16 protein-coding genes and 4 pseudogenes are annotated in these 20,016 nt (G+C 63.8%); 3 read left to right on the top strand and 17 right to left on the bottom strand.

The genetic code is table 11. The features are described from left to right. Positions 1-284 precede the first annotated feature (284 nt). A complete protein-coding gene (locus tag CYU59_RS02850) occupies positions 285-1,097 on the bottom strand; it encodes an ATP-binding protein (RefSeq protein WP_292975679.1) in 813 nt (270 codons plus the stop codon). Next, positions 1,094-2,647: an IS21 family transposase gene (istA, locus tag CYU59_RS02845; protein WP_363113762.1), complete on the bottom strand. Its 1,554-nt coding sequence runs from the start codon at positions 2,645-2,647 to the stop codon at positions 1,094-1,096. Before istA ends, CYU59_RS02850 begins: the two co-directional genes overlap by 4 nt. A 217-nt stretch (positions 2,648-2,864) precedes the next feature. Between istA and CYU59_RS02840 the strand changes: the two are divergent. Continuing rightward, positions 2,865-3,379: pseudogene (locus CYU59_RS02840) on the top strand (hypothetical protein); the annotation flags it as partial. On the opposite strand, the gene CYU59_RS02835 reads toward CYU59_RS02840, so the two are convergent. The 14 genes and pseudogenes from CYU59_RS02835 to CYU59_RS02770 all read right to left on the bottom strand — a co-directional run bounded on the left by CYU59_RS02835 (position 3,376) and on the right by CYU59_RS02770 (position 17,707). After that, on the bottom strand, positions 3,376-4,083 hold the full coding sequence (locus tag CYU59_RS02835; protein ID WP_292975675.1) for a mammalian cell entry protein: 708 nt from the start codon (positions 4,081-4,083) through the stop codon (positions 3,376-3,378). The pseudogene CYU59_RS02840 and the gene CYU59_RS02835 overlap by 4 nt on opposite strands. Beyond that, positions 4,050-4,652 carry a mammalian cell entry protein gene (locus CYU59_RS02830; RefSeq protein ID WP_292975673.1) on the bottom strand — a complete coding sequence of 201 codons (603 nt, stop codon included), beginning with the start codon at positions 4,650-4,652 and terminating at the stop codon, positions 4,050-4,052. The genes CYU59_RS02835 and CYU59_RS02830 overlap by 34 nt, the downstream gene beginning before the upstream one ends. Next, complete coding sequence (locus CYU59_RS02825; RefSeq protein WP_292975671.1) at positions 4,649-5,626, bottom strand: RDD family protein; 978 nt, start codon at positions 5,624-5,626, stop codon at positions 4,649-4,651. Before CYU59_RS02825 ends, CYU59_RS02830 begins: the two co-directional genes overlap by 4 nt. Further along, positions 5,623-6,417, bottom strand: a complete 795-nt coding sequence (locus CYU59_RS02820; RefSeq protein ID WP_292975669.1) for an Mce protein — start codon at positions 6,415-6,417, stop codon at positions 5,623-5,625. The genes CYU59_RS02825 and CYU59_RS02820 overlap by 4 nt, the downstream gene beginning before the upstream one ends. Next, a complete protein-coding gene (locus tag CYU59_RS02815) occupies positions 6,387-7,952 on the bottom strand; it encodes an MCE family protein (RefSeq protein WP_292975667.1) in 1,566 nt (521 codons plus the stop codon). Before CYU59_RS02815 ends, CYU59_RS02820 begins: the two co-directional genes overlap by 31 nt. Beyond that, positions 7,946-9,151, bottom strand: coding sequence for a virulence factor Mce family protein (locus tag CYU59_RS02810; protein WP_292975684.1), 1,206 nt, complete (start codon positions 9,149-9,151; stop codon positions 7,946-7,948). Before CYU59_RS02810 ends, CYU59_RS02815 begins: the two co-directional genes overlap by 7 nt. Before the next feature lie 2 nt (positions 9,152-9,153). Next, positions 9,154-10,767, bottom strand: coding sequence for a virulence factor Mce family protein (locus CYU59_RS02805; RefSeq protein WP_292975665.1), 1,614 nt, complete (start codon positions 10,765-10,767; stop codon positions 9,154-9,156). Continuing rightward, complete coding sequence (locus tag CYU59_RS02800; protein ID WP_292975663.1) at positions 10,764-12,347, bottom strand: MCE family protein; 1,584 nt, start codon at positions 12,345-12,347, stop codon at positions 10,764-10,766. Before CYU59_RS02800 ends, CYU59_RS02805 begins: the two co-directional genes overlap by 4 nt. After that, positions 12,344-13,384 (bottom strand): virulence factor Mce family protein, encoded by a 1,041-nt coding sequence (locus CYU59_RS02795; protein WP_292975661.1) that lies wholly within the window; start codon positions 13,382-13,384, stop codon positions 12,344-12,346. The genes CYU59_RS02800 and CYU59_RS02795 overlap by 4 nt, the downstream gene beginning before the upstream one ends. Continuing rightward, positions 13,381-14,682 carry an MCE family protein gene (locus tag CYU59_RS02790; RefSeq protein WP_292975659.1) on the bottom strand — a complete coding sequence of 434 codons (1,302 nt, stop codon included), beginning with the start codon at positions 14,680-14,682 and terminating at the stop codon, positions 13,381-13,383. The genes CYU59_RS02795 and CYU59_RS02790 overlap by 4 nt, the downstream gene beginning before the upstream one ends. A gap of 8 nt (positions 14,683-14,690) precedes the next feature. Then, complete coding sequence (locus CYU59_RS02785) at positions 14,691-15,560, bottom strand: ABC transporter permease (protein ID WP_292975656.1); 870 nt, start codon at positions 15,558-15,560, stop codon at positions 14,691-14,693. Between the two features lies 1 nt (position 15,561). Further along, positions 15,562-16,341: an ABC transporter permease gene (locus tag CYU59_RS02780; RefSeq protein WP_292975682.1), complete on the bottom strand. Its 780-nt coding sequence runs from the start codon at positions 16,339-16,341 to the stop codon at positions 15,562-15,564. A gap of 281 nt (positions 16,342-16,622) precedes the next feature. Beyond that, a pseudogene (locus CYU59_RS02775) lies at positions 16,623-16,847 on the bottom strand (long-chain fatty acid--CoA ligase); the annotation flags it as partial. 120 nt (positions 16,848-16,967) lie between these two features. Next, positions 16,968-17,707 (bottom strand): annotated as a pseudogene (locus CYU59_RS02770) (helix-turn-helix domain-containing protein). 865 nt (positions 17,708-18,572) lie between these two features. Between CYU59_RS02770 and CYU59_RS02765 the strand changes: the two are divergent. Further along, positions 18,573-18,716, top strand: a complete 144-nt coding sequence (locus tag CYU59_RS02765; protein WP_292975654.1) for a hypothetical protein — start codon at positions 18,573-18,575, stop codon at positions 18,714-18,716. A gap of 472 nt (positions 18,717-19,188) precedes the next feature. Continuing rightward, entirely contained in the window at positions 19,189-19,392 is a 204-nt protein-coding gene (locus CYU59_RS02760; RefSeq protein WP_292975651.1) for a hypothetical protein, read from the top strand. A gap of 91 nt (positions 19,393-19,483) precedes the next feature. Here CYU59_RS02760 and CYU59_RS02755 read toward each other — a convergent pair. Beyond that, positions 19,484-19,895: pseudogene (locus tag CYU59_RS02755) on the bottom strand (MFS transporter); the annotation flags it as partial. Positions 19,896-20,016: the final 121 nt, after the last annotated feature.

Here is a 20,016-nt window from a genome sequence, read left to right as displayed (position 1 = left end):
TCGAATGATTTGCTGGCGGACCGTAGCCGGATACGCGCGGGGCATGTGACCTCCTGATGATCACTCTGCCCTCGACTCGCATAACCCTGGACCAACAACACGGGTACAGATCAGGTGGACTCAGTATCGGGGACTCGCCAGCCGGACTGGTTGTTTTAGCAGATCAGGTCTCCCTCAGCTGTCGCCTGCCAGGGTGATGGGACCGCTGGTTTGCCATGAGTATGGGACCGGGTCGTTCCGGTTGTTGGCCGTGTGCTGATGTTCGCTGATGGTGTGGCTCTCGGTCAATCCGACGGAGTCGGAGGGGCCGGCTTTCGGTGTTGGGGTTTTTGGCGCTGCCGGTAGGACTCGCCTTCGACGACGAGTTCGTAGGCTGCTGATTGCAGTCGGTCCATCGCTGATTGGGCCAGTAGCGGGTCGGCCATCATGGTCAGGATCTCGGGCGGTTCTCGGTTGCTGGTGATGATGGTCGAGGCGGCGCGGTGGCGTTCGACGATGAGTTCGTAGAAGTCGGTGGTCTCGATGGTCTCTAGTCGGTGCAGGGCCAGGTCGTCGATGATGAGCAACTCGACGCGGTGCAGTTTGCGCATCTCGTCTTCGTAGGTGCCGTCCAGGCGTGCTCCGCGTAGGCGTTTGAACAGTTTGTCGGCGCGTTCGGTGTGCACGCTGTGCTGACGCCGCACGGCGATGTGTCCTAAAGCATTGGCCAGGAACGTCTTTCCCACTCCGACGGGTCCCATGACGAGCACGTTGTAGGCGTCGGCGAGAAACCTTAGCGAGGTCAACTCGGCCCACAATTGTTGGTCGAAAGCCACGGCGGTGGACTCATCCCAGGCCTGCAGTTGCATCTGCGGGTCCAGGTGGGCGGCCTTGGCGCGTCGGGTGGCCGATTCGCGGTCGCGGCGGGTGACTTCATCGGCGAACAGCAGTTCCAAAAAGTCGTGATGCGGCAACCGGTTGGTGCGGGCCAGGGCCAACCGCTCGGGCAGGGTGTCGAGCAGTTGACCGAGCTTGAGGCGGCGCATCAAGGCTTTGAGGTCGGCGGAGACCTCGATCGGCTTGACCGCAGGTGCGGCATCGGGACGCTGCGGGCTCATGAGGGCCTGCGCACGGCGAAATCGGAACTCTCGCGCACGAACCGGGACGCTTGGGCTGAGGGCTTGGGCATCAGCGGTAACTGTTCACCGCCACCGCGAGTCAGGATCCGTTCAATGAGCCCGACGTCGATGACCTCGGCGTCCAGCGCGCGCCGGCACGCATCCTCGACCGCCTCGGCGCCGTGGCGGCGCACCAACCCCAGCAACCGGTAGACCTGGCGCATCTTGGTCCACGGCAGCGGATGCTCCAGCACCACGGCGGCGTAGGTGCCGACGTGGGCGCCGTGGGCGGCGGCTTTGCGCTGCAGGGCATTCAGATCCCGCATCGCGTAGACCGATACCTCGGCGGGCAGATCAGCGGGGTCGGTGTGCCGGCGCCCCGGTGCCATGACCGGGTGGACCTTGATCAGCTCACCGCGCCAATACAGTTTCACCGCGTGCGCATCAGTGCGGGCGTCGATGCGCTTGCCGATGAGCTCTCCAGGAACGCTGTAGAGCGCTTTGGCGATCTGCACGTGCCGGTCCGGGGCCACCTTGGGATGGCTCCAGGTCGGAATGTCGAACACCTCCTCGGGTACCGGTGCCAGCGCGGGTGCTTCCTCGACGGAGAACACTTCGGCTGGGCGCATCCGGGTGGTGCCGTGGATACGCATCCCCACAGTGTGTGCACACCAGTGCTCGGCCCGTTCCCGGCAGTCTCCGAGGTCTCGGAACTGTTCTCCGGCATAGAAATTCGAGCGCACATACTGAACGCAGCGCTCCACCCGCGGCTTGTCGCGGGGGCTGCGGACCCGGGCGGGATCAACTCCGAACCCGCGGGCCTGGGCGTACTCGCGAAACGCGTCGTTGAGCCTGGGCTCGGTGGCATCGGCAGCGGTGACGATGGCTTTCATGTTGTCGGGGATCACGACGGCGAACACCCCGCCGAAGAACATCCACGCCGCCTCGAACCCGGCGATCACATCCTGCAGGGTCTGGCGGTAGGTAGGCCAGACGAACATGTGCCGGGAGTACACCGCGGTGAAGATCAGCCCATGCACCACCCGGCGCCGGCCATCGCATGCCTCGGTGAGCAGGCCGAGCCGACCGAAATCGACCTGCACCTCCGCGCCCGGTTCACAGTCGGCCACCGGCACCGTGGCAAGGCGGCGACCGAAGTCCAATTCGTTTGTGGCATAACGATGCAACGTCCGATACGACACCACCACACCGCGGCGTCCCAGTAGCGTATGGATCTTGGTCAGCGTCAACCCTTGCTTCAACCACTGCTGAATCTGCTCGTGCTCGGCGGCGATGGTCTCCCACGCCTGGCTCTTGCCGGTCGGCCGGCTCGGCCGCGCCACGGCGATCACCGCCGCGATCAACTCATCAGTGAGCTGGCCCGCACCACCATCGCGGTCCAGACCACACGCCCGCGCCCGGTCGATATAGCGGCGCACCGTCTTGCGGTCGGTGCCCGACAACCGGGCTACCTCTCGCAACCCCAACCCCTGCAGCCACAGCCGCAGCATCTCCACGATCTCGATCACTGATACCTCCCGGTAGCTCATTGGCCAATACAGCGGCCGAGCAACCGGAAAGCCCCGAAGCCACGCCGGGTGGTCCCATAACTGGCAAACCAGCCAGCCAGGTGGTCCCATTAATGGCAAACAGGTGGTCCCATCCTCATGGCAAAACCAGCTCTGAAGTGGTCCCATTCACCTGGCAGCCGACACTCAGCGGGGTCGGGATGCGCGCTTCAGGATATGGTCTTCACGCAAATCAGACCAAGGTCTGTCCGGCGGCAACGAGAACTGGAGTGCATTGGCGACGATGATCCTGCCTTCGCGTGGTACACCGTCGATGGTCTGGCCGCGGGGCGGCTGCGACGGTCCCGACTACTACGACGCCGCCACCCAGGTCGTTACCGGGTCGGTCAACCGCGGCGAGCAGTTCGTCGCGGTGAGCGGGCTCGGTATGTTGTCCCCTGGAAACAGTGGCCAAGTCAACGACAGCGGCCGAGCGCCGCCCGCACGGCGCTGGCCTATTCCAAGCCCCGCGACGAAATGTATGTGTTCCAAGGCGGTAGCTATATGCCGACAAACATTCAGGACCTCTTCCGTGGTCTGGGCAGCGACACCGCGATTCTGCTCGACGGCCGCACCTCGTCGGCGACCGTGCTGCGCCGCCACACCGGCGGCATGTGGGCGGGGGCCGGTATGCCCAAAGGCAATTGCGACACTCGCGAGGTGTTGTGCGATTCGCACGAGCGCTCGCTGCCGGGCTGGCTCGCCTTCAACTAAAACTTGGGTGTCAGGTCCAGCGAGGTCACTGTCGTCATCTTGGTGACCAGCCACCGTGCGTGACTGCGTTGCATGCTCAGGCGATACGACAGGTATTTCAGCGAGGGAACATCCTTGGTGGCCGGGCTGGTCGACGTCGTGTTGGTGTAGACGATCGCCGTGGCTTCCGGACCGTTCAGTGATTCCACCGCTGCCCCGGTGACCTGGGTGTTGTTGGTGATCTGGGCCTGCTTGTTGGGCGCGGTGATCGCATCGATGTATTTGCGGTATGACGCCTCGAAATCACCGCTGAGATACAGCGACGCACGGTCGGCCAGCTTGTCGATGTTGTCCGGTGTGTAGGTCCACAGCGTGGTGATCGCGTTGGCGGCGGTGCGTGCGACCCGCTGCTTGATCTCTACTGTGGCGCGATCGGTGAGATACGGCTGCACGGCCGCGCCGGCGAATGCCGCGGAACCGACGAACAGTGCCGCCGCGACGCCTGCCGCGATCAGCAACCACTTGCCCGCCGGCCGCAGTTCGCGGAAGCCGGGCACACTGTCCTCGGCTTCGGTTGCGTCCTCGGCCTTTTCGCCGTCGGTCGCGTCGTCGCCGTCGGCGATCTCCGCTGCTGCTTCTGTCTCCGGGGCGTCTGTCTCGGCGACATCTCCTGGGTGGGGAGACTCGTCGGTCAGATCACCTGCTGCATGCTGCTGATCTTCCACTGATTGCCTTCCCGCTGAGCGGTGACCACCCAACGATTCGTGTTGTCGTATTTTTGCTTCCCGTCAGGAGATTTGAACGTGACTTCGGTGGCCACCATGACATTAGCGCTGCCGTCGTCGTTCCACCGTTCGACTCCGACGGCCAAGGTGTTGCCCGTGGTGGGTTCGGCCCGGGCGATCTGGACCAGGATTTCGTTCTGCTTGTCGTGGTACTGCTTGGCGAAATCGCCGGTTGCATGGGCCAATACCCGGTCGACGTAGTCATTGGCGTGGAACGGGTCCAGCGTCGTGAACCCGGTCATGAATGCCCGGACGAAGCCGAGCACGTCGACGTCCTTCATCGCCTCTTTGTGTTGCGACTCGTGTTCAACCAGGACGAGCGACGACGTTGTGATGGCACCCGCGGTAAGCAGCGCGGCAGCAGCCGCCATCGAGGGCACTGCCCACCGCCGCGACGGCTTCCACCACTGGTGCGGTAGCGACGGCAGCCGCGACCACAGCGTCGCCTTCGGCAGCTGCTCGATGTACAGCGGCTCTTCACCGGGCGGGATTTGTCGGCGCGGACTCATTTTTTCCCTTGTGCCGGTTTGGGTTTCGTCACGACGGTGAGGTCGTCGACGAGCCAGTTGCCACTCTTGCCTTTGACGAAGGACACCTGCACGGTGGCCGTGATGAACCGCTGCTCGTCGCCTGCACCGCGATGGCCCTGCATGAACAACAGCATCGTCGCCCGATCCGGCGTCGCCGACAGCACGGTGCTGTCGGTCACCCAGTACTCGTTGATGCCGGGGTGACCCCTCTGCACCGACTCCTGCTGCTTGATCAGTTCCGGTCGATACTTGTCAGACGTCAGCGACCGAGCACGGGCGAAGTCATCTTTGAGCGATTTGGCGTCATACGTCAGGATTTGCGCGACGATCTTGCGTCCCTGTGCGTTGACCGCGTCGCGGGACGCCTCGGATGCGCGATCGGGCAAAAAGATCGCCTGGATGCTCATCCCGGCACCGGCGGTGCAGAGCAAGACCGCAGCCGACACCACCCGCACGGCGCTCCGGCCGACGTCCGAGGGGCGTCGATCTGGTTGTGCCCGTTGAACTTCGGTGTGCAGCAGCATGTCGGCGAAGGTGCGCCGGCGCGGGTCCCACATCGGCCACAACCATCCGACGAAGATCGAGAAGGTGTCGAGCAGATGGGCGAACTCCCGGACCATCAGCCGTCCGACTCCGGCCGGCGATCCGCCCGGTCCGACGACTTCGATCCCGACCAGAGCGCGTCCGATACTCCACCCGATGATCGTCGGGAATACCACCCGGTTGACCATGGTCAGCAGCGCAGCGAAGACCAGGATGGACAACGATGCCCACCACCAGATGCTGTGTGGCGGCGCCGCCAACCAGACCAGCGCCATCGTCGCCACCACGGCAACGCCGGGCAGCACGTCGAGAACAACAGCCGCGGCACGAATATGCCAGTGCGCCAGGCGATCCGGCGCAGCTGCTTCGACTACCGTTGCGGCTTCGGTCCTTTCGACCAGCAACGTCACCTCGCCACCTGGTCGAGCTTGGAAATCCGGTACTGGCCTTCATCGGACACCATTGTCACGCGCAAGCGGTAACCCGCTTCCTGGTTCTGCGTCTCGCTGTTGGTCACCTTGACCCGCATCGGTACCAGAACGTCGATCGAACCGTCGGGGTTGTTGCGCTCCACTGCCGCGCGCAGATCCGACACCTCGACGTGAGCGTTCGCAGCTTGATACGCCTCGACCAGCAGCCCACTGTACAGAATCGCCTGCGATCTGAAGGCTCCCGCACCGCACTCGATGATCTTCTGGGCGCTGGCAGCCATCGTTGCCGTGTCGGGTGCCTGGGTGGCAGCGACACAGGTCTTGGCCGCTTCCACCGCTGCCGCATCGTGCCGCGCGGTGATCACGCTGTCATGATGCGAGCGCAGCGCCAGGTAGCCGCCGGTCCCGACACCACCGGCCAGCAGGACAAGCGCGGCCGCGGCTCCGATGAACCAGGTGCGGCCCAGACGCGACGGGGCACCCGGATCGTCCGTCGTCTCAGCGCTCGCCGATTCCGCTAGGTCCTCGGCGTCCGACTCGGTGAGCTCAGTGTCAGCAGCATCCTCGGCAGTGTTGGCTGGGTCGGTTCCGCTCTCGGATTCTGCCGAATCCTCGGCAGTCACCTCCGAAGCCGAGGTCTCAGCCATCACCTCGGTGCCGGCCTGCTCGGTCACATCCTCGGTGCTGGTCTGGTCGGTTCCGACATCCGAAGACGACGAATCGTCCGGGTCGTTCGGGGTCAGCCGGCTGGCGCCAGCATCTCCTTCCATCCGTCATCTCCTGTATTGCGTGAGTTGTTGACGGAATATTTAGAACCGTCGGGGCCCGTCACCTCGCCACTCATCGGACTATAGACAGCTGCCGGAGGCCCGCCCGGAGTGTAGATGCACGGGTTGGGTTGCTGCCCGTTGCACTGCACGGAGCCCGAGCCTGGTCGCTGCAGCGGATCGCTGGACGGCGGCGGAGTCTGCCCGCCGGGCGGCAACCTGTCGGCGGGCAGCGGGTTCAGCCCGTTGTTGACCGACGGCGCCGGGATCACAAAGCCCGGTTTGACCGCCTGGTCGCAGCGCCCCCCGGGTGCCGGGCAGTTCAGAATCTGGTTGGGATCGCCGTACCATGGGTTGGTCCCCAGGGGCACGTAGGGCTTTCCGCTGCGGCAGTCCGCGGGCGTCGCCGCGCGCTTACCCGGGACATCCATACATGGCATGTTGCGTGCGCCACGTACCGCGTTGGCTTGGAAGTCCTGCGGGATCCGGCAGTAGTTGTTGTCCCGCAGCGGCGCGATGCTGGTGTCCGCCGGTGCGCGCCACTGCGGCGCGGGGAGGAAACCGGTCAAACAGGGCGCCGGATAGTTGATCGCCAGCGTGAGGTCCAACGCCGCCATCCGGTCCTTTTCGTAGGGGGCGGAGATCGCCTGCACGATCGACCCGAGTTGGGGCAGGAACACCAACGTCTGCTCGACGCCAGGGTGGTAGCGCTTGAGCATGTCGATGATGATCTCGAGGTTCGCCAGGGTCTGCGGCAGCGACTCTCGGACACCGCTGAACACCGAATTCACCTGGTCGGCGGTCGGCGCCGCTTGCGTCAGAATGCTTTTCAGGTGCGAGTCTTGCTGCGCGGTCTGCTTGCCCAGGACGTTCAGATTGCGCGCCCAACGTTCGATCGCGTTGTTCGAGACGGCTTGACTGTCCAGGATCGGTGCGGAGTTCTGAATGATGTCATCGACCTGATTGATGTTGGTCTTGAAGTCGCCGACGATCGCCTGGGTGGAATCGACCAATCGCTGCAACGCCGGACCCAGTCCTCCGACTGACTCGGCCGTCTCGTCCAGCAACTGGCCGATCTTTTCCTTCGGGAGAACCGCCAACCCCCGGTTGGCGGTGTCCAGCGCCGGGCCGATTTCGCTTGGCACGGTGCCTTTGGTCATGGTCTGCCCGGGCGAAAAGAATCCGCGCGCCTGGCCTTGCGACACCAGGTCGAGATACTGCTCACCGACCGCAGACACCGAGTGCACGTTCGCGACCGCATCGAGGGGAATCTTGAATTTGCTGGAGATACTCATCTCCGCCTCGGCGCCCTTCTCGGTGGGCTCGACGGAGGTGACCTTGCCGATCGTGATGCCGCGGTAGGTCACGTTGGCCGTCGGGTACAGGCCGCCCGATGCCGGCAGCTCAGCTTTCAGGTCGTACTGGCCGATGCCCATCAACGTCGGGAGACGCAGGTAGTAGATACCCAGCACCAACAGGGCCACCGCGGTCAGGATGCCGAAGATCACCAGCTGCCGCTTGATCATCCGAGTCAGCATTGCCGGTCCGCCCTCTCCACCAGTGGTCCGCCCGGCGCGTCATTCGGGTTCGGCGTGAACCGCACGTCAGGAATCATCGTCGCGGGATCCCGGCCATACGACTGCTCCAAAGCCCGCAACGCCCCGGAGAACCCGGTCCCGGTGAGGAACGCATTGTCGACTGCGGACAACGTGGTGTCGACCTCCAGGGAGGAGTTCATGAAGTCACCGCGGATCAGCTTGGGAGCAGTGTCGAGGTCGAACGGCGCGGTGAAGACCAGCTTCAAAGCGCCAAGCAGGTACGGCGACGCCTTACCCAATTCCCTCAACGGGCACTGCAGCAACTGCAGGTCCTGATGCAACGGACCCCGCGCCTCACCAAGATATTGGGCCGCAGCCTGACTGAGCGCGCCCACCGATTCGACCGCGTCGACCAGATGCTTCTGATACTCCGGACCCGCCAAAAACTTGATCAGCGGCGGGAATTCGGTCAGCGCGCGGTCCAATGCATCTGACCGATTGGCGACGACGGCCAACAGCCGATTCGTCGAGTCGATGGCGTGGGTGATGTCGTCGCGCTGCTCGTTGAGCTGGCGGGTGAACGTGTCCAGTTTGCCAAGGAACGCGCGGATCTCTGGGCCCCGCCCGGTCAAGATCTTGCTGACCTCGTTCTGCAGCACCTCGAGATTCGGCAGTCCGCCGCCGCGCACGATCATCGCCAGGCTTGCCAGCGTCTGCTCGGTACTGGGATACGCCGACGAATTCTTCAGCGGGATGGTGTCGCCGTTCTTCAGCATCTGCGACGACGGGTCGGCCGGCGGGGCCAACTCGATGTGCTGCGAACCCAGCAGGCTGGTCTGCCCGATCTTGGCGGTGGCGTTTTTCGGCAGCTTGACGTTCTTGTCCAAGCCCAACGTCAGCGTGGCCACCCAGTTCTTGGCGCGGTGACCGTTGATGACGACGTCCGGGGTTTTGAGCTCGATCTTGCGAATGGAGCCGACGAACACGTCGGCCACCATGACCTTGCTGTTGCCGTCGATGGCCAGCGTGTCCGGCATCTGCACATACACGGTGTAGGCACCCGACCCGCTGCCCGGGCCGCCGGGCAGCGAGACGTTCGAGATGCCATGCCAGCCACACGAGCTCAACACCAGTGCTGCAACGAGCAATACCAGACTCTGCCAGATCCGGTGGCGGGCTTTGCTGAGCATCACGCGCATCATCAGTTGCCTCCTGCGGATGCTGCCTCAGCGGGCAACGCGGGTCCAGGCGCCGGCATCGGCGCTACCGGACCGGGAATCACATTGGGTCCCGGCGGCGGCGGCGGTATCGGGCCCGGCTTCCCCGGCAATCCGATATACGGCGCCGGCCCGAGAGGCTGCTCGTCGTAAGCATTCTGGTATCCCGGCGGGGTCTGCAGGTTCGACTGCACCGGCACGATGTCCGGCCCACCCATCAGCTCGGCCAGCGATTCGGGGGTCATTAGGCCCGCCGTGACCGGCCCCACCTGGACGCCCTGCATGCCGGGCGCGGTGATCCAGCCGTGCTGGGTGTTGCGGTGCGAGGTTGGAGTGTCGGGAACCCAGATACCCGGCACGGTGGTGTCCTTATAGCCGTTCGGCGGATGCAGCCGGTCCTCGGAGTAGGCAACTTCCTTCGGCAACGTCGCGGCGAGGCTGAACGGGTTCAGACCGAACGGCAGATAGTTGAACTTGATCGAGTCGAGAACCGGCGCCAGGTATTGCGCACACAGCTCGGCCGATTCCTGATAGCCCAGCCGGCTGCCGGCTTGAATGGCGCTGCACAGGAATTGCATCGGGTTCGCGAAACCCATGGTGCCGACCGTTCCGGCCGGCTGCGCGGCGATGGCGCTGTGGGCCGGGTGGTAGATCACGTTGGCATTCGACAACGCCGTCGGCAGGACGTGCAGACTGGTTTCCAACCGGTTCAGCGCGTCGGGCTGGACCAGTGTGTTGGTCGTGTCGGCGAGGTTGTTGATGTCGTGCGTCAGAACCTCGCGGTTCTTGTCGAGGAACGGCCGCACCGTCGTCAACAATCCGTCGAACTGTTGCACCGCATTGGCCAGGTCCTGGTCGGAGCCGGTCAGACTGTTGGTGAACTGCGCCAGGTTCTTGTTGAGGGCCACGAACTTCTGGTCGTCCGCGTGCAGCGCGTTCACGAACAGCGCAAGGCTGCGCACCACAGCGAAGAAGTCACCCCGACCCTGGTTGAGCGCGGTCAGCGCTCGCGACAGGTCGTTGAAGGTGGTGTTGATCTGCTTGCCCTTGCCGGCCAGCCCGTCCGCAAAAGACTCGATGACATCACCGAACGGGCCCTTGGGCTGCTCTTTGGTCGGACCGAGTTTGGAGATGACGTTCGTGACGGCGTTGCGAAGTTCGTCGTACTCGGTGGGCACCTGCGTGCGCTCTTCCGGGATCACGGCGTTGTCAGCCAGCACCGGCCCACCCTTGTAGGGCGGCTCCAGCTGGAGCAGCCGCGACGCCACCAGCGTCGGGTTCAGGATCACCGCCTGCGCGTCGGCGGGCACCTTGTACTTGTTGGCGTAGTGGAAGGTGACCTTCATCTTGTCGCCGGCCGGCTCGATCTTGTCGATCGCGCCGACCTTGACACCCATGATCTCGACCCGGTCGCCGTTATACAGCGCGTTCGCCACCGGGAAATAGGCAACGACAGTGTTGTTCGTCAGCTTCTTGTACAGCTGAATTCCGAAGTAGCCCAGCACCAGTGCGGCCACCACGGCCAACGAGCCGATGATGATCGCCGCGCGTGACATCTTCGGCAACCGCAGGTTCCGGAGATCAAAGACGGTGCTCAATTCTGGTTACCTCCCTGCGCACCGCTGCCGCCGGCTCCACCCGTATTGCCGATGAACGGTGCCGGCACCTGCGGGCCGGGTCCCGGCGGGGCCGGGGGTCCGGGCGGCAATGGTCCTGGTGGCGGCGCGGCCGCGGGATTGGCCGGAGCGGGGCCGGGCAGCGGTCCCAATGGCTCAGTGCGCGCCCCGGGCGGTCCCGGAGCAATCGGCACCGGCGTTCCCGGTACATCGGGTTGCACTTGACCAGGTCGCCCGGCGATCGGGATGCCCGGTGTCGGCGGCAGACCGGCGGGGTTCGGCGGCGAGGAGGCCACATTCGGCAAGGCCGGGTACGGCCCGTTCGGTCCGAACGGGCCCAGGTTCTGGTCGATACCCGCGCACGGCATCGGGTTGCCCGGCCGCGGCAGCAATTCCGGTGTCGGCGTGTACGAGCACGGCGACCCCGGCGCCACCGCCGGGAACGGATGATCCGGAGTGCCCTCCAACGTCGCCGGCGAAGGCGGCGGCGCACCATTGGGGAACCGCGTGCCATTCGGGTCGGGGAACCGGAACGCCGGCAGACCGGCACTACGCCAGAAGTCCTCCGGGTCGATGCCGCGCTTCTTAAACGCCGCATCCACCCACGGCTGCAGAATCCAGTACGGCAGCAGGTTGGCCACCTGCACCTTGAAATACGGCCCCGACGCCACAGTCTCGTTCAGGCCCGCAACGCTCTTGCCAAAATTCTTGACCGTCTGAGCGAGGTCGTCCTTGCGCTTGTCCAACAGATCGCTGACGACTCGCAACTGCTCCAGCACGCGATTGAGGTTCGGGTTGTCGTTGACCAGGTCCTGCACCTGCGCCGAGAACGTGGCCACATTGCTCAGCAGCGCACTGATCGCCCGGCTGCGCTCGTTGAAGGCGGCCAGCAAGCTGTTGGAATTGACGAACAGCCGGTCAACCTGCTGGCTTCGGTCACCCAGGATGCCGGCGATCTTGTTGGCCTGCTCGAGCAGATGAGTGATCTGCTCATCTCGCTTGCCGATGGTGTCGGAGAACTTGGCCACCCCGTCGAGCGCCGCACTCAGATGCGGAGCCGTCTGATCGATGGTCTCCGACAACACATTCAGCGACTGTTTGACGGTGTCGATGTTCCAACCGGCAGCGGCCTTGGTGACATCGAAGAACGCATCGTAAATCTGATACGGGGTGGTGCTCTGCCCCAGCGGCAGCGTCCCGTTAGGCCGCAACGTCTGGCTGCCCCGCGGCTCGATCTCGAGCACCTTCTTGCCCAGGATGGTGTCGGTCTTGATCGCCAGCCGGCTCTCGGTGCCGATGGTGTTACCTCCGGTCGAGAACTTCATCACCACGTGATCGCCCTCGATCTTGATGGCCTCGACATCGCCGACATCCAACCCGGCGATCCGCACTTTGTCGCCCTTGTTGAGCTGACCGGAGTCGGTGAACAGCCCGTAATAGCTGGGTTCAGCGAACAATTGCGGGGTGCTGGTCAGAGTTTGACCCACACCGACGACCATCACCGTCACGATCAAGCCCATCAGGCCGATCCGCTTCCGGTTGGCGGGTTCTAGCGTTCTCATTGCGGTGTGCACCTACCCGTCGGTTGCGACCAGATTTTGACCGTCCGGACGGGTCCGCCGGCCTGCAGTCCGTTGGTCTTCAGGGTGAGGTCGCACAGGTAGAAGTTGATCCAGTCGCCGTAGTTGCCGACGGCGTTGCCGACGATGTTCACCCCGATCGGCGTCCGCTTGAGCTGGTCGTCGTAGAGGTCGCGCTGATCGATGATCGGCTGCTGAATGGGCTCGAGGTAGTTCAGTGTCTTGTGCAGCAGGGCCCGGTTGTCGGCGAGCAGATCGCCGACCGTCCCGGCCCCGTTGCTGATGTTGGCGATACCGGCCGCAAAGGGTTCGGCGTTGTTGTTGAGGCCGGTGATCAGCTTCTCGAAGTTGTCTACGGTCTGGTCGAAATCTTGGCGATGTTTGACAGTGGTGTCGAGCACGATGTTGAGGTTCTTGACCACCTCGCCGATCGCTTCGTCGCGCTCCGCGATGTGCGACGTCAGCTGCGCGGTCTGGTCGAGGATGTCGTTGATGGTGCCGCCTTGCCCCTGGAAGACGGTGATGATCGACGTCGCGATGTTATTGACCTTCTCCGGGTCCAGCGCCCGGAACAGCGGCTTGAAACCACCGATCAATGCGTCCAGGTCCAGCGCAGGCTGAGTGTGCGACAGCGGAATGAATCCGTGCGCCGGGAGTATCCGGTCGCCACCTTCACCGTCGCCGCGCTTGAGCTCGAGGTAACGGTCACCGATCAAGTTGAGGTACCGCACCTGAGCAGTGGTGGACTGATACAGCGGGACCGAGCGGTCGACATCGAACTCGACGCGCACCCGATGCCCACCGTCGACCAGCTCGATGTCCTTGACCTTGCCGATCTCCACCCCGGAGGCCCGAACGAACTGGCCGTTCCGCAGCCCGCTGATGTTGTTGAACTCCGCGCTGTAGCTGGTGGTCCGGTCGAAACGCATCTGGCCGAACACAACGGTGATCAGCGCGGTGAAGAAGATCAACACCAGCGAGACGATGCCGAGCTTGACGAGGGTTCCGGTCATTTTCATGGGTTGATCGTGTGGTCCCCCACTTGGCGGCCCCAGACGTATTCGACTGCGTACGGGGAGCCGGTATCGACATGGTTGTACGGGGCGAGGCTGTTGCCGGTGTCCATGATCAGCGTGGGCGCGGGCCATAGGTCACGGGTAATGGTCTGCCAGCAACCCGGGGCGCCGCCCGGCCCGCCGTGCCCATTGACCCGCGGCAGGTTCTCCGGGTAGATGTACGGGTTGGGAGCCCCACCGATCAGACCGGTCAACGCCGAGAGCCCTAAGGTGGCCGCCGTGATGCCCAGCCCCGGCAGGCTCAGCGCCAGCCCCAGGCCGGAGAAGATCTCGGTTTCGGACCGCAGCGAATACGGACTGGTGAACGCGGCAACCTTCGGTTCGACATCGTGCAAATTGCGGACGGAACAGAACAATTCGGGGCTGTAGGTGTCCAGCAACTGCGCAGACGGCACCAGGTCCTTGGCCCCGCGAGCCAGGTAGGGCCCGCCGCGGTTGAAGATGTCGGCGCCGGTTCTGCCGAATCCGATGGCCGCCAGCAGCGCGCGGTCCAGATCCTTTTCTTGCGCATGCACGGTGTGGGCCGTTGTGGCCGCGTTGTTGAGGAAGTCGGTCAAGTCGGGTGCGGCGTCGGCGTAGGTGTCGCCCACCGCGGCCAACTGCGCAATGTCGTGGCGGATGATCGGCATCCGCGGGTTGACTTCATCGAGCGCGGCGCTGCCGTTGATGATCGATTGTCCGAACTTCTCACCCAGCCCGCTCAATGCCTGCGCCGCGGCGCTCAGGGTCAGGTTGACCTTGACCGGGTCCACCTTCTCGGCGATCGAGGTGATCGTCTGAAACAGCGTGTTGACCTCCGTCGTCACCGACCGGGCGTCGATCACATCCTTCGGCGTGATCCGTTGCGGCAGTGGGTGACTCGGCGCGGTCATCGACACGTACTTCTCACCGAACACCGTGGTGGCCACGATTTTCGCGTCCACGTTGGCCGGGATCAGGTGCAAGTACTTGGGATAGACGTCCAGGGTGAACTTGGCCGCGGGCTTGCCATCACGTCGGATTTCGGTGATGTCGGCTACCCGGCCGACATGAACGCCGTTGTAGGTGACCTGCGATCCGGGGTCCATCACCAGGCCGGCCCGATCGGAGAGCATCGTCAACTTGGTCTTGTCGACGAAGTCGCCGCTGTACTGCAGGTAGACCAACCACAGCACGAGCCCGGCAATGAGAAAGACGACGACGCCGGCGACCCGGAAGGGCTGGCGGGGCAGTTTGTTGATTTTCCCGCGTGGGTGCGTCATAACACCGCCTACACCGTGAAGTTGAAGTTGGGATTGACGCCGTAGAGCGCCATTTCGGCCAACAGGATGACGACCGGTGTAGCGACCAGCGAGAAGCGCATCGAGCGGCCGACCGCCTCGCCCACCCCGACCGGGCCGCCGCTGGCGTTGTAGCCGTAGTAGCAGTGCGAGAGCATCACCACCGCGGCGATGATGATGATGTCGACGAACGACCAGAACACATCGTCAGGCCGCAGGAAGGTGCGGAAATAGTGGTCGTAGGTGCCGGACGTCTGTCCATACAAGAACGTGGTGACGACCTGCGGTGAAAGAAACGACAGGATCAAGCCGACTGAGTACAACGGGATGATCACCACCAGCCCGGCCAGCATCCGGGTCGACACCAGGTAGGCGTTGGACTTGACGCCCATCACCTCCAGCGCATCGATCTCCTCGCTGATCCGCATGGCGCCCAACTCCGCGGTGGCGCCCGCGCCGACGGTCGCGGCCAGCGCGATACCGGTGACGATCGGGGCGACCAGGCGCACGTTGATAAACGCGGAGACGAACCCGAGCAGAGTCTCGAGTCCGACGTGGCCCAGAGACGCGAGACCCTGGATGGCCACCAGCGAACCGGCGGACAGCGTCACGAAACCGATGATCACCGCGGTGCCACCGACCACGGCCATGGCACCGGTGCCCATGCCGACCTCGGCGATCAAACGCAGGATCTCTTTGCGGTAGCGGGTCAGTGCCCACGCCATGTCGCGGACACCGATGATCGCGAACCAGCCGAGCCGACCGGCTTCGTCGAGCGGTTTGGTCGCGGTGTCGCCGACGCGACGAAGGTCGCCGGACAGCCGCGGAAAGCGGGACCGAATTACTTGAGCGGTCGACATGTCAGTGCCCCGTTCCGAATCGCACACCGATGGTGGTCAAGACCACGTTGACCGCGAACAGCGCCACCACGCAGAGCACCACGGTCTCGTTGACGGCGGTACCCAGACCCTTGGACCCACCACTCACCGTCAGCCCGCGGTAGCAGCCGACCAGGCCGGCGATCATTCCGAAGGACAACGCTTTGATCGTCGCGATCACTACTTCGGGCAGCCCGGTGAGTTGGGTCAGCGTCGCCAGGTAGGCGCCGGCCGACACGTGCTGCAAGTAGACACCGAAGACGAACCCGCCGACCAGGCCGACCATGCTGACCAACGCATTGAGAAGCATCCCGATCAACGAGCAGGCCAGCACGCGGGGCACCACGAGCCGGTGGATCGGGTCGATGCCAAGCACTTCCATCGCGTCGATCTCTTCGCGAATGGTGCGCGCTCCAAGGTCCGCGCAGATGGCGGTCGAGGCTGCGCCGGCGATGACCAACACGGTGTTGAGCGGCCCGATCTGGGTGATGACAGCAATGCCCGCGCCGGCGCCGGAGAGGTCAGCGGCGCCCACCTGGATCAACAGAATGTTGAATGTGAAAATGAAGAGTGCGGTGATCGGCACCGAGATCGCCATGGTCGGCAGAATCGCGACGCGCAGGATAAACCAGCACTGGATGATGAATTCTTTCCACTGAAAAGGCGTGCGGAACAACGCTTTTCCAGCGAGGACGCACATCCGGAAGAAGCCACCCACGAGAACCAGCGGCGGACCGAGCTGGTCGCGGATGTAGTCAGTAATTCGCGGCTGCGTTGTGGTCACTGCCACCCCCTCCCGATGCCACCCTGCGCCATACCGGGGAGCGGCGAATAGTCTCGCATAGCTCCTCCTCGCCCCGTCCCTAAGCGTGTGACCTCCGTCTCACTATCCCCACGTAGTAAGTCGGACCACAGGACTGTACCCGATGGGTTCGCAAACGTGCATAGCATCCGCGCTATTAGCCTTTCGTCAATGTGACCTGCAGGTCCGTTGTTATGTCGGCTTGGGCACTCCGTCGTCAAATCCGTTGACGCCTAAGCGCTTTAAGTGATGTCCGCGGCGCCGTAGCGGGTCCTTAACTCGGTCTTCAGCACCTTGCCTGCGGGGTTGCGGGGCAGCGCGTCAACGATCTCCACGCGTTTGGGGTGCTTGTAGCGCGCGAGCCGCTCGCCGAGGAACTCGACAAGATCCTCGATGCGCAGATCACCCTGAGTGACCGCGGCGACCGCGATCGGCACCTCAACACACTTCTTGCGTTCACTTCTGCCTTGGTGCGGCCTTAGAGCGGATGGAAGCCCGGACGGTGCTGCGCGCTGCTGGCCCACGTGCCCAGTTGGGAGGTCGCCCTCGAACGCGCGCAGCGATTGCGTTCTGGCCCCCATCCGCGGCTATCTTGTTACCGATCTTGTGGTCTGCGAACTAACCGCGCTCGGAGACGAGCCGGAGCGGCTGCTGCGGGCTGGTGGTCTCGTGGTTTGTGGATGGTGGCCTACGAGGCGGGTGGCGGCTTGGTGGCGGTGCGCGGCGAGGAAGTCATCGACGATGCGCACGCAGTCTTGGCGATCGATGGAACGCAGCCCGGTCAGCCGCGCGAATGCGACCGGGCCGACGAGTTGACACAGAATCAGTCAAGGTCGAACTCGTCGAGTTCGGCGCGGGCGTCGGGGCATTGCACGAGGGATCGAACGGTCGGCGATAGCGGTTATGATCCGCGTCCGCAGCGCCTGACGATCGGATGTCTCCCCGGTGCCATCTGGTGTCGGACCCAGCGCCACCCAGGCCAAAGTGGTGAGGTGTAGCGGCGCCTCCTGGAACAGTGTGGCTTGTCGGCTCAACAGTTCAATGAGCCGGTCCCGCAACGATCCCGTGGCCCGTGGAGGGGTGACCTGCGGCAGCAGTCGTTCAAACGTGGCGGCAAGCAGCTGAGTCGAGCTGCTGAAGTGCCGATACAGGGGTGGTGCGCGCCACCTTGGAGGCTTTAGTGACCGCGTCGATCGTGACAGCCTCGATGCCGCCGGCACTGAGAAGTATTGGTGGCCGCATCCAATAGCCGGGTCCGTGATCGCAGCCGGCGCGGGTCAACATCGTCATCGTCGTCGACCGGGAATTCAACGGCATCGCGCTCCACTTCGCCACCGTAAACCCTGGGTGCAGTTGACACCCGCGTCCATTTGCCTCACCGCGACGCCACCACTAACAAAACTAGCAGTATCTGAGCAGTACTCCTAGTATCGTAGCAATACTCGTAGTCCGCATATTAGAAAGGGGACGTGTGCCGCCGAGAGGGGGCGTGATGATCACGCAACAGATCGAAGGATGCGTCGTGAAGGCGCTTCACAAAGCGGTCTCCGCACGTCGCTTGGTGCGCTCATCGAACGAAACTCCGCGACTTGTGCCCACGGACAGTCGCGCAAACGTATGCGAAAGTGGCGGTGTGAAGTGAAGCTTTTGCTAACCAGGACCCTCTGGCGGAGCCGCGCCGTCCACAGTGTCAACGTCGCCGGCCGCAATATTACCGGCCTCATGGACCGGAGGACGCCAGCGGATCAGGGACCCGTGCATCCACGCCATTACCCGCCTCGCTCCTGCTGGTACTTAGACAGCGAACTGATGGAGCGGGAAATGTACGGCCATATGCGTGACAAGCAAACCCAATGAACGTCCGGGCCGAAACTTCCGCGGAGCCGAAACTGCTGCGGGGATTTGATGACGGCGCGGCACCATTTGGCGAAACTGCGTCTGCGCGAGAGGATCGCCTGCAACCGCGGGAAGGCACCGACCACCAAGCACAAGCCGTGCAATGCAATACGGACATACCAGGTTCAAGTTCTGATTGGGGCTTCGCCCCAGCCCGGCGAGGCGTGCCTTTGGTCGCCAGGGTCGGGGCTCCGGTCGAGCGGGGTGAGACCGTGACCAGGGTGGCTGGTCCGGTGTATGAATCGTCATAGCGCGGTTGGTGGGCCTGCTGGCCGCCCGTTCGATCGGAGCCAACGATGACCGTAGCGCGATCTGTCGGCGATGTCTTGTCCGAACATGTGGTCTTCGAGGCGGACTGCATCGACCGCATGTACCTCAACGTTTATGCGCCGCAACTGGAGTTTGCCCGTGCCTGGTCGGTTACGTGCATCGCCAGCTGAGGTTGCCCATCGCCTCGACCGCCCCCCTGGCCCGTATCACCGAGGCGTTCGAAAAGGCCGTACACCGGTTCGCCCGCGACCACGGGCCGCCCTGGGTGGATTTCGCCAAGGGACAACGCAAAGACGACATCGCCCACGAATATCTGGCCCAATTCACCGGCACCGAGGGGTCCTGTTCGTGGGCCGGGCGCAGGAAAGACGAAGCTGTTTCGCACCGAGAAACGCCGCGACGCCGACGCCTACCCATGGATTGTTCCGGCGACCAGGCGGGTCACCATTTCTACTTCTATTGCGTCGATCACGTATTGCGTCGATCACGATTTCGGCCCGTTCTTCGTGACGTTCTGCTCCTATTTCCCGTACAACGCCAAGCTAGCTGTGCATCAATGGCAACCACTGGGCGCAGCGCCAAGCCGCCAAGGCCGCCATCGGGTTCACCGCGCTGGACAACGGCTTCGCCGCCGTCGACGACGTGGACCGGCTGCAGCGGATCTGCGACAGTCTGGGTCCCGCCCAGATCGACGCGCTGTTACGTAAATGGTTGGCCATCCTGCCGCATCCGTTCCCCGCGGCCGACCGCGCCGCCGGCTACCGCTACGAGCGGTCGATCCTGCAGGCCGAGTTCTCCCTCACGCAGACGCTCGACAAACCGGTATCGGGGCGGGTGTTTTTCTAACAGGTCATCCGGGACAACCTCGACATCGGTCGCCCCGACCAGGTCGCGCTGATCTTCGACGGCAAACTGATGCGCTGCGGGCCGCGCGCGACGCCACGGCGACTCCGTGCTTTTCCACCGGTGTATCGGCCACGATTGCCGCGGTGGCCGGGCCCAGCCCGGTTGCCATGATCAGCAGCGGCCACAGGATTTCGGTGTAGACAGCATCGGCCACTCAATCGGCTGACCATGAACAATCCGACCGCAATGATGAGCAGGCCGGAGACGGTGACCAGGCGCTGACCGACCTTGTCGGCGAGCTAGGGCGAGATCACCGAAATCGACACCAGCGGAAAAATGATCGGCGTTAAGGCCAATGCAGACTCCAGCGGACGGTAGTCGAGTATCAGTTGCAGGTATTGCACCAGCAGCAAGAACACACCGAACATGACCAGATATTGCACGGTGATCGACAGGGTGCCGCTACCGAAGCCCCGGTGGCTGAACAGTCGCACCTGCAGCACCCGGATTTTTCGCGGAGTGTTGCGAGTTTCGGGGTGTAGATACGCGAAAGTGCCTGTCCTGCAAGGAATAATTGGACTTCTCTACGGTTCAATCGTTCCAATGGGAAGGCACCTCGCAGGT

This window comes from Mycobacterium sp., from assembly GCF_002863225.1.
Taxonomy (GTDB): domain Bacteria; phylum Actinomycetota; class Actinomycetes; order Mycobacteriales; family Mycobacteriaceae; genus Mycobacterium.
This window is presented reverse-complemented; position numbering and strand designations above follow the sequence as displayed.

Bases quoted from the DNA above. Each gene is read 5' to 3' on its own strand.
- CYU59_RS02850 (WP_292975679.1), bottom strand. From the start codon at position 1,097: ATGAGCCCGCAGCGTCCCGATGCCGCACCTGCGGTCAAGCCGATCGAG.
- istA (WP_363113762.1), bottom strand. From the start codon at position 2,647: ATGAGCTACCGGGAGGTATCAGTGATCGAGATCGTGGAGATGCTGCGG.
- CYU59_RS02830 (WP_292975673.1), bottom strand. From the start codon at position 4,652: ATGAGTCCGCGCCGACAAATCCCGCCCGGTGAAGAGCCGCTGTACATC.
- CYU59_RS02820 (WP_292975669.1), bottom strand. From the start codon at position 6,417: ATGGAAGGAGATGCTGGCGCCAGCCGGCTGACCCCGAACGACCCGGAC.
- CYU59_RS02815 (WP_292975667.1), bottom strand. From the start codon at position 7,952: ATGCTGACTCGGATGATCAAGCGGCAGCTGGTGATCTTCGGCATCCTG.
- CYU59_RS02810 (WP_292975684.1), bottom strand. From the start codon at position 9,151: ATGCGCGTGATGCTCAGCAAAGCCCGCCACCGGATCTGGCAGAGTCTG.
- CYU59_RS02800 (WP_292975663.1), bottom strand. From the start codon at position 12,347: ATGAGAACGCTAGAACCCGCCAACCGGAAGCGGATCGGCCTGATGGGC.
- CYU59_RS02795 (WP_292975661.1), bottom strand. From the start codon at position 13,384: ATGAAAATGACCGGAACCCTCGTCAAGCTCGGCATCGTCTCGCTGGTG.
- CYU59_RS02790 (WP_292975659.1), bottom strand. From the start codon at position 14,682: ATGACGCACCCACGCGGGAAAATCAACAAACTGCCCCGCCAGCCCTTC.
- CYU59_RS02785 (WP_292975656.1), bottom strand. From the start codon at position 15,560: ATGTCGACCGCTCAAGTAATTCGGTCCCGCTTTCCGCGGCTGTCCGGC.
- CYU59_RS02765 (WP_292975654.1), top strand. From the start codon at position 18,573: ATGACCGTAGCGCGATCTGTCGGCGATGTCTTGTCCGAACATGTGGTC.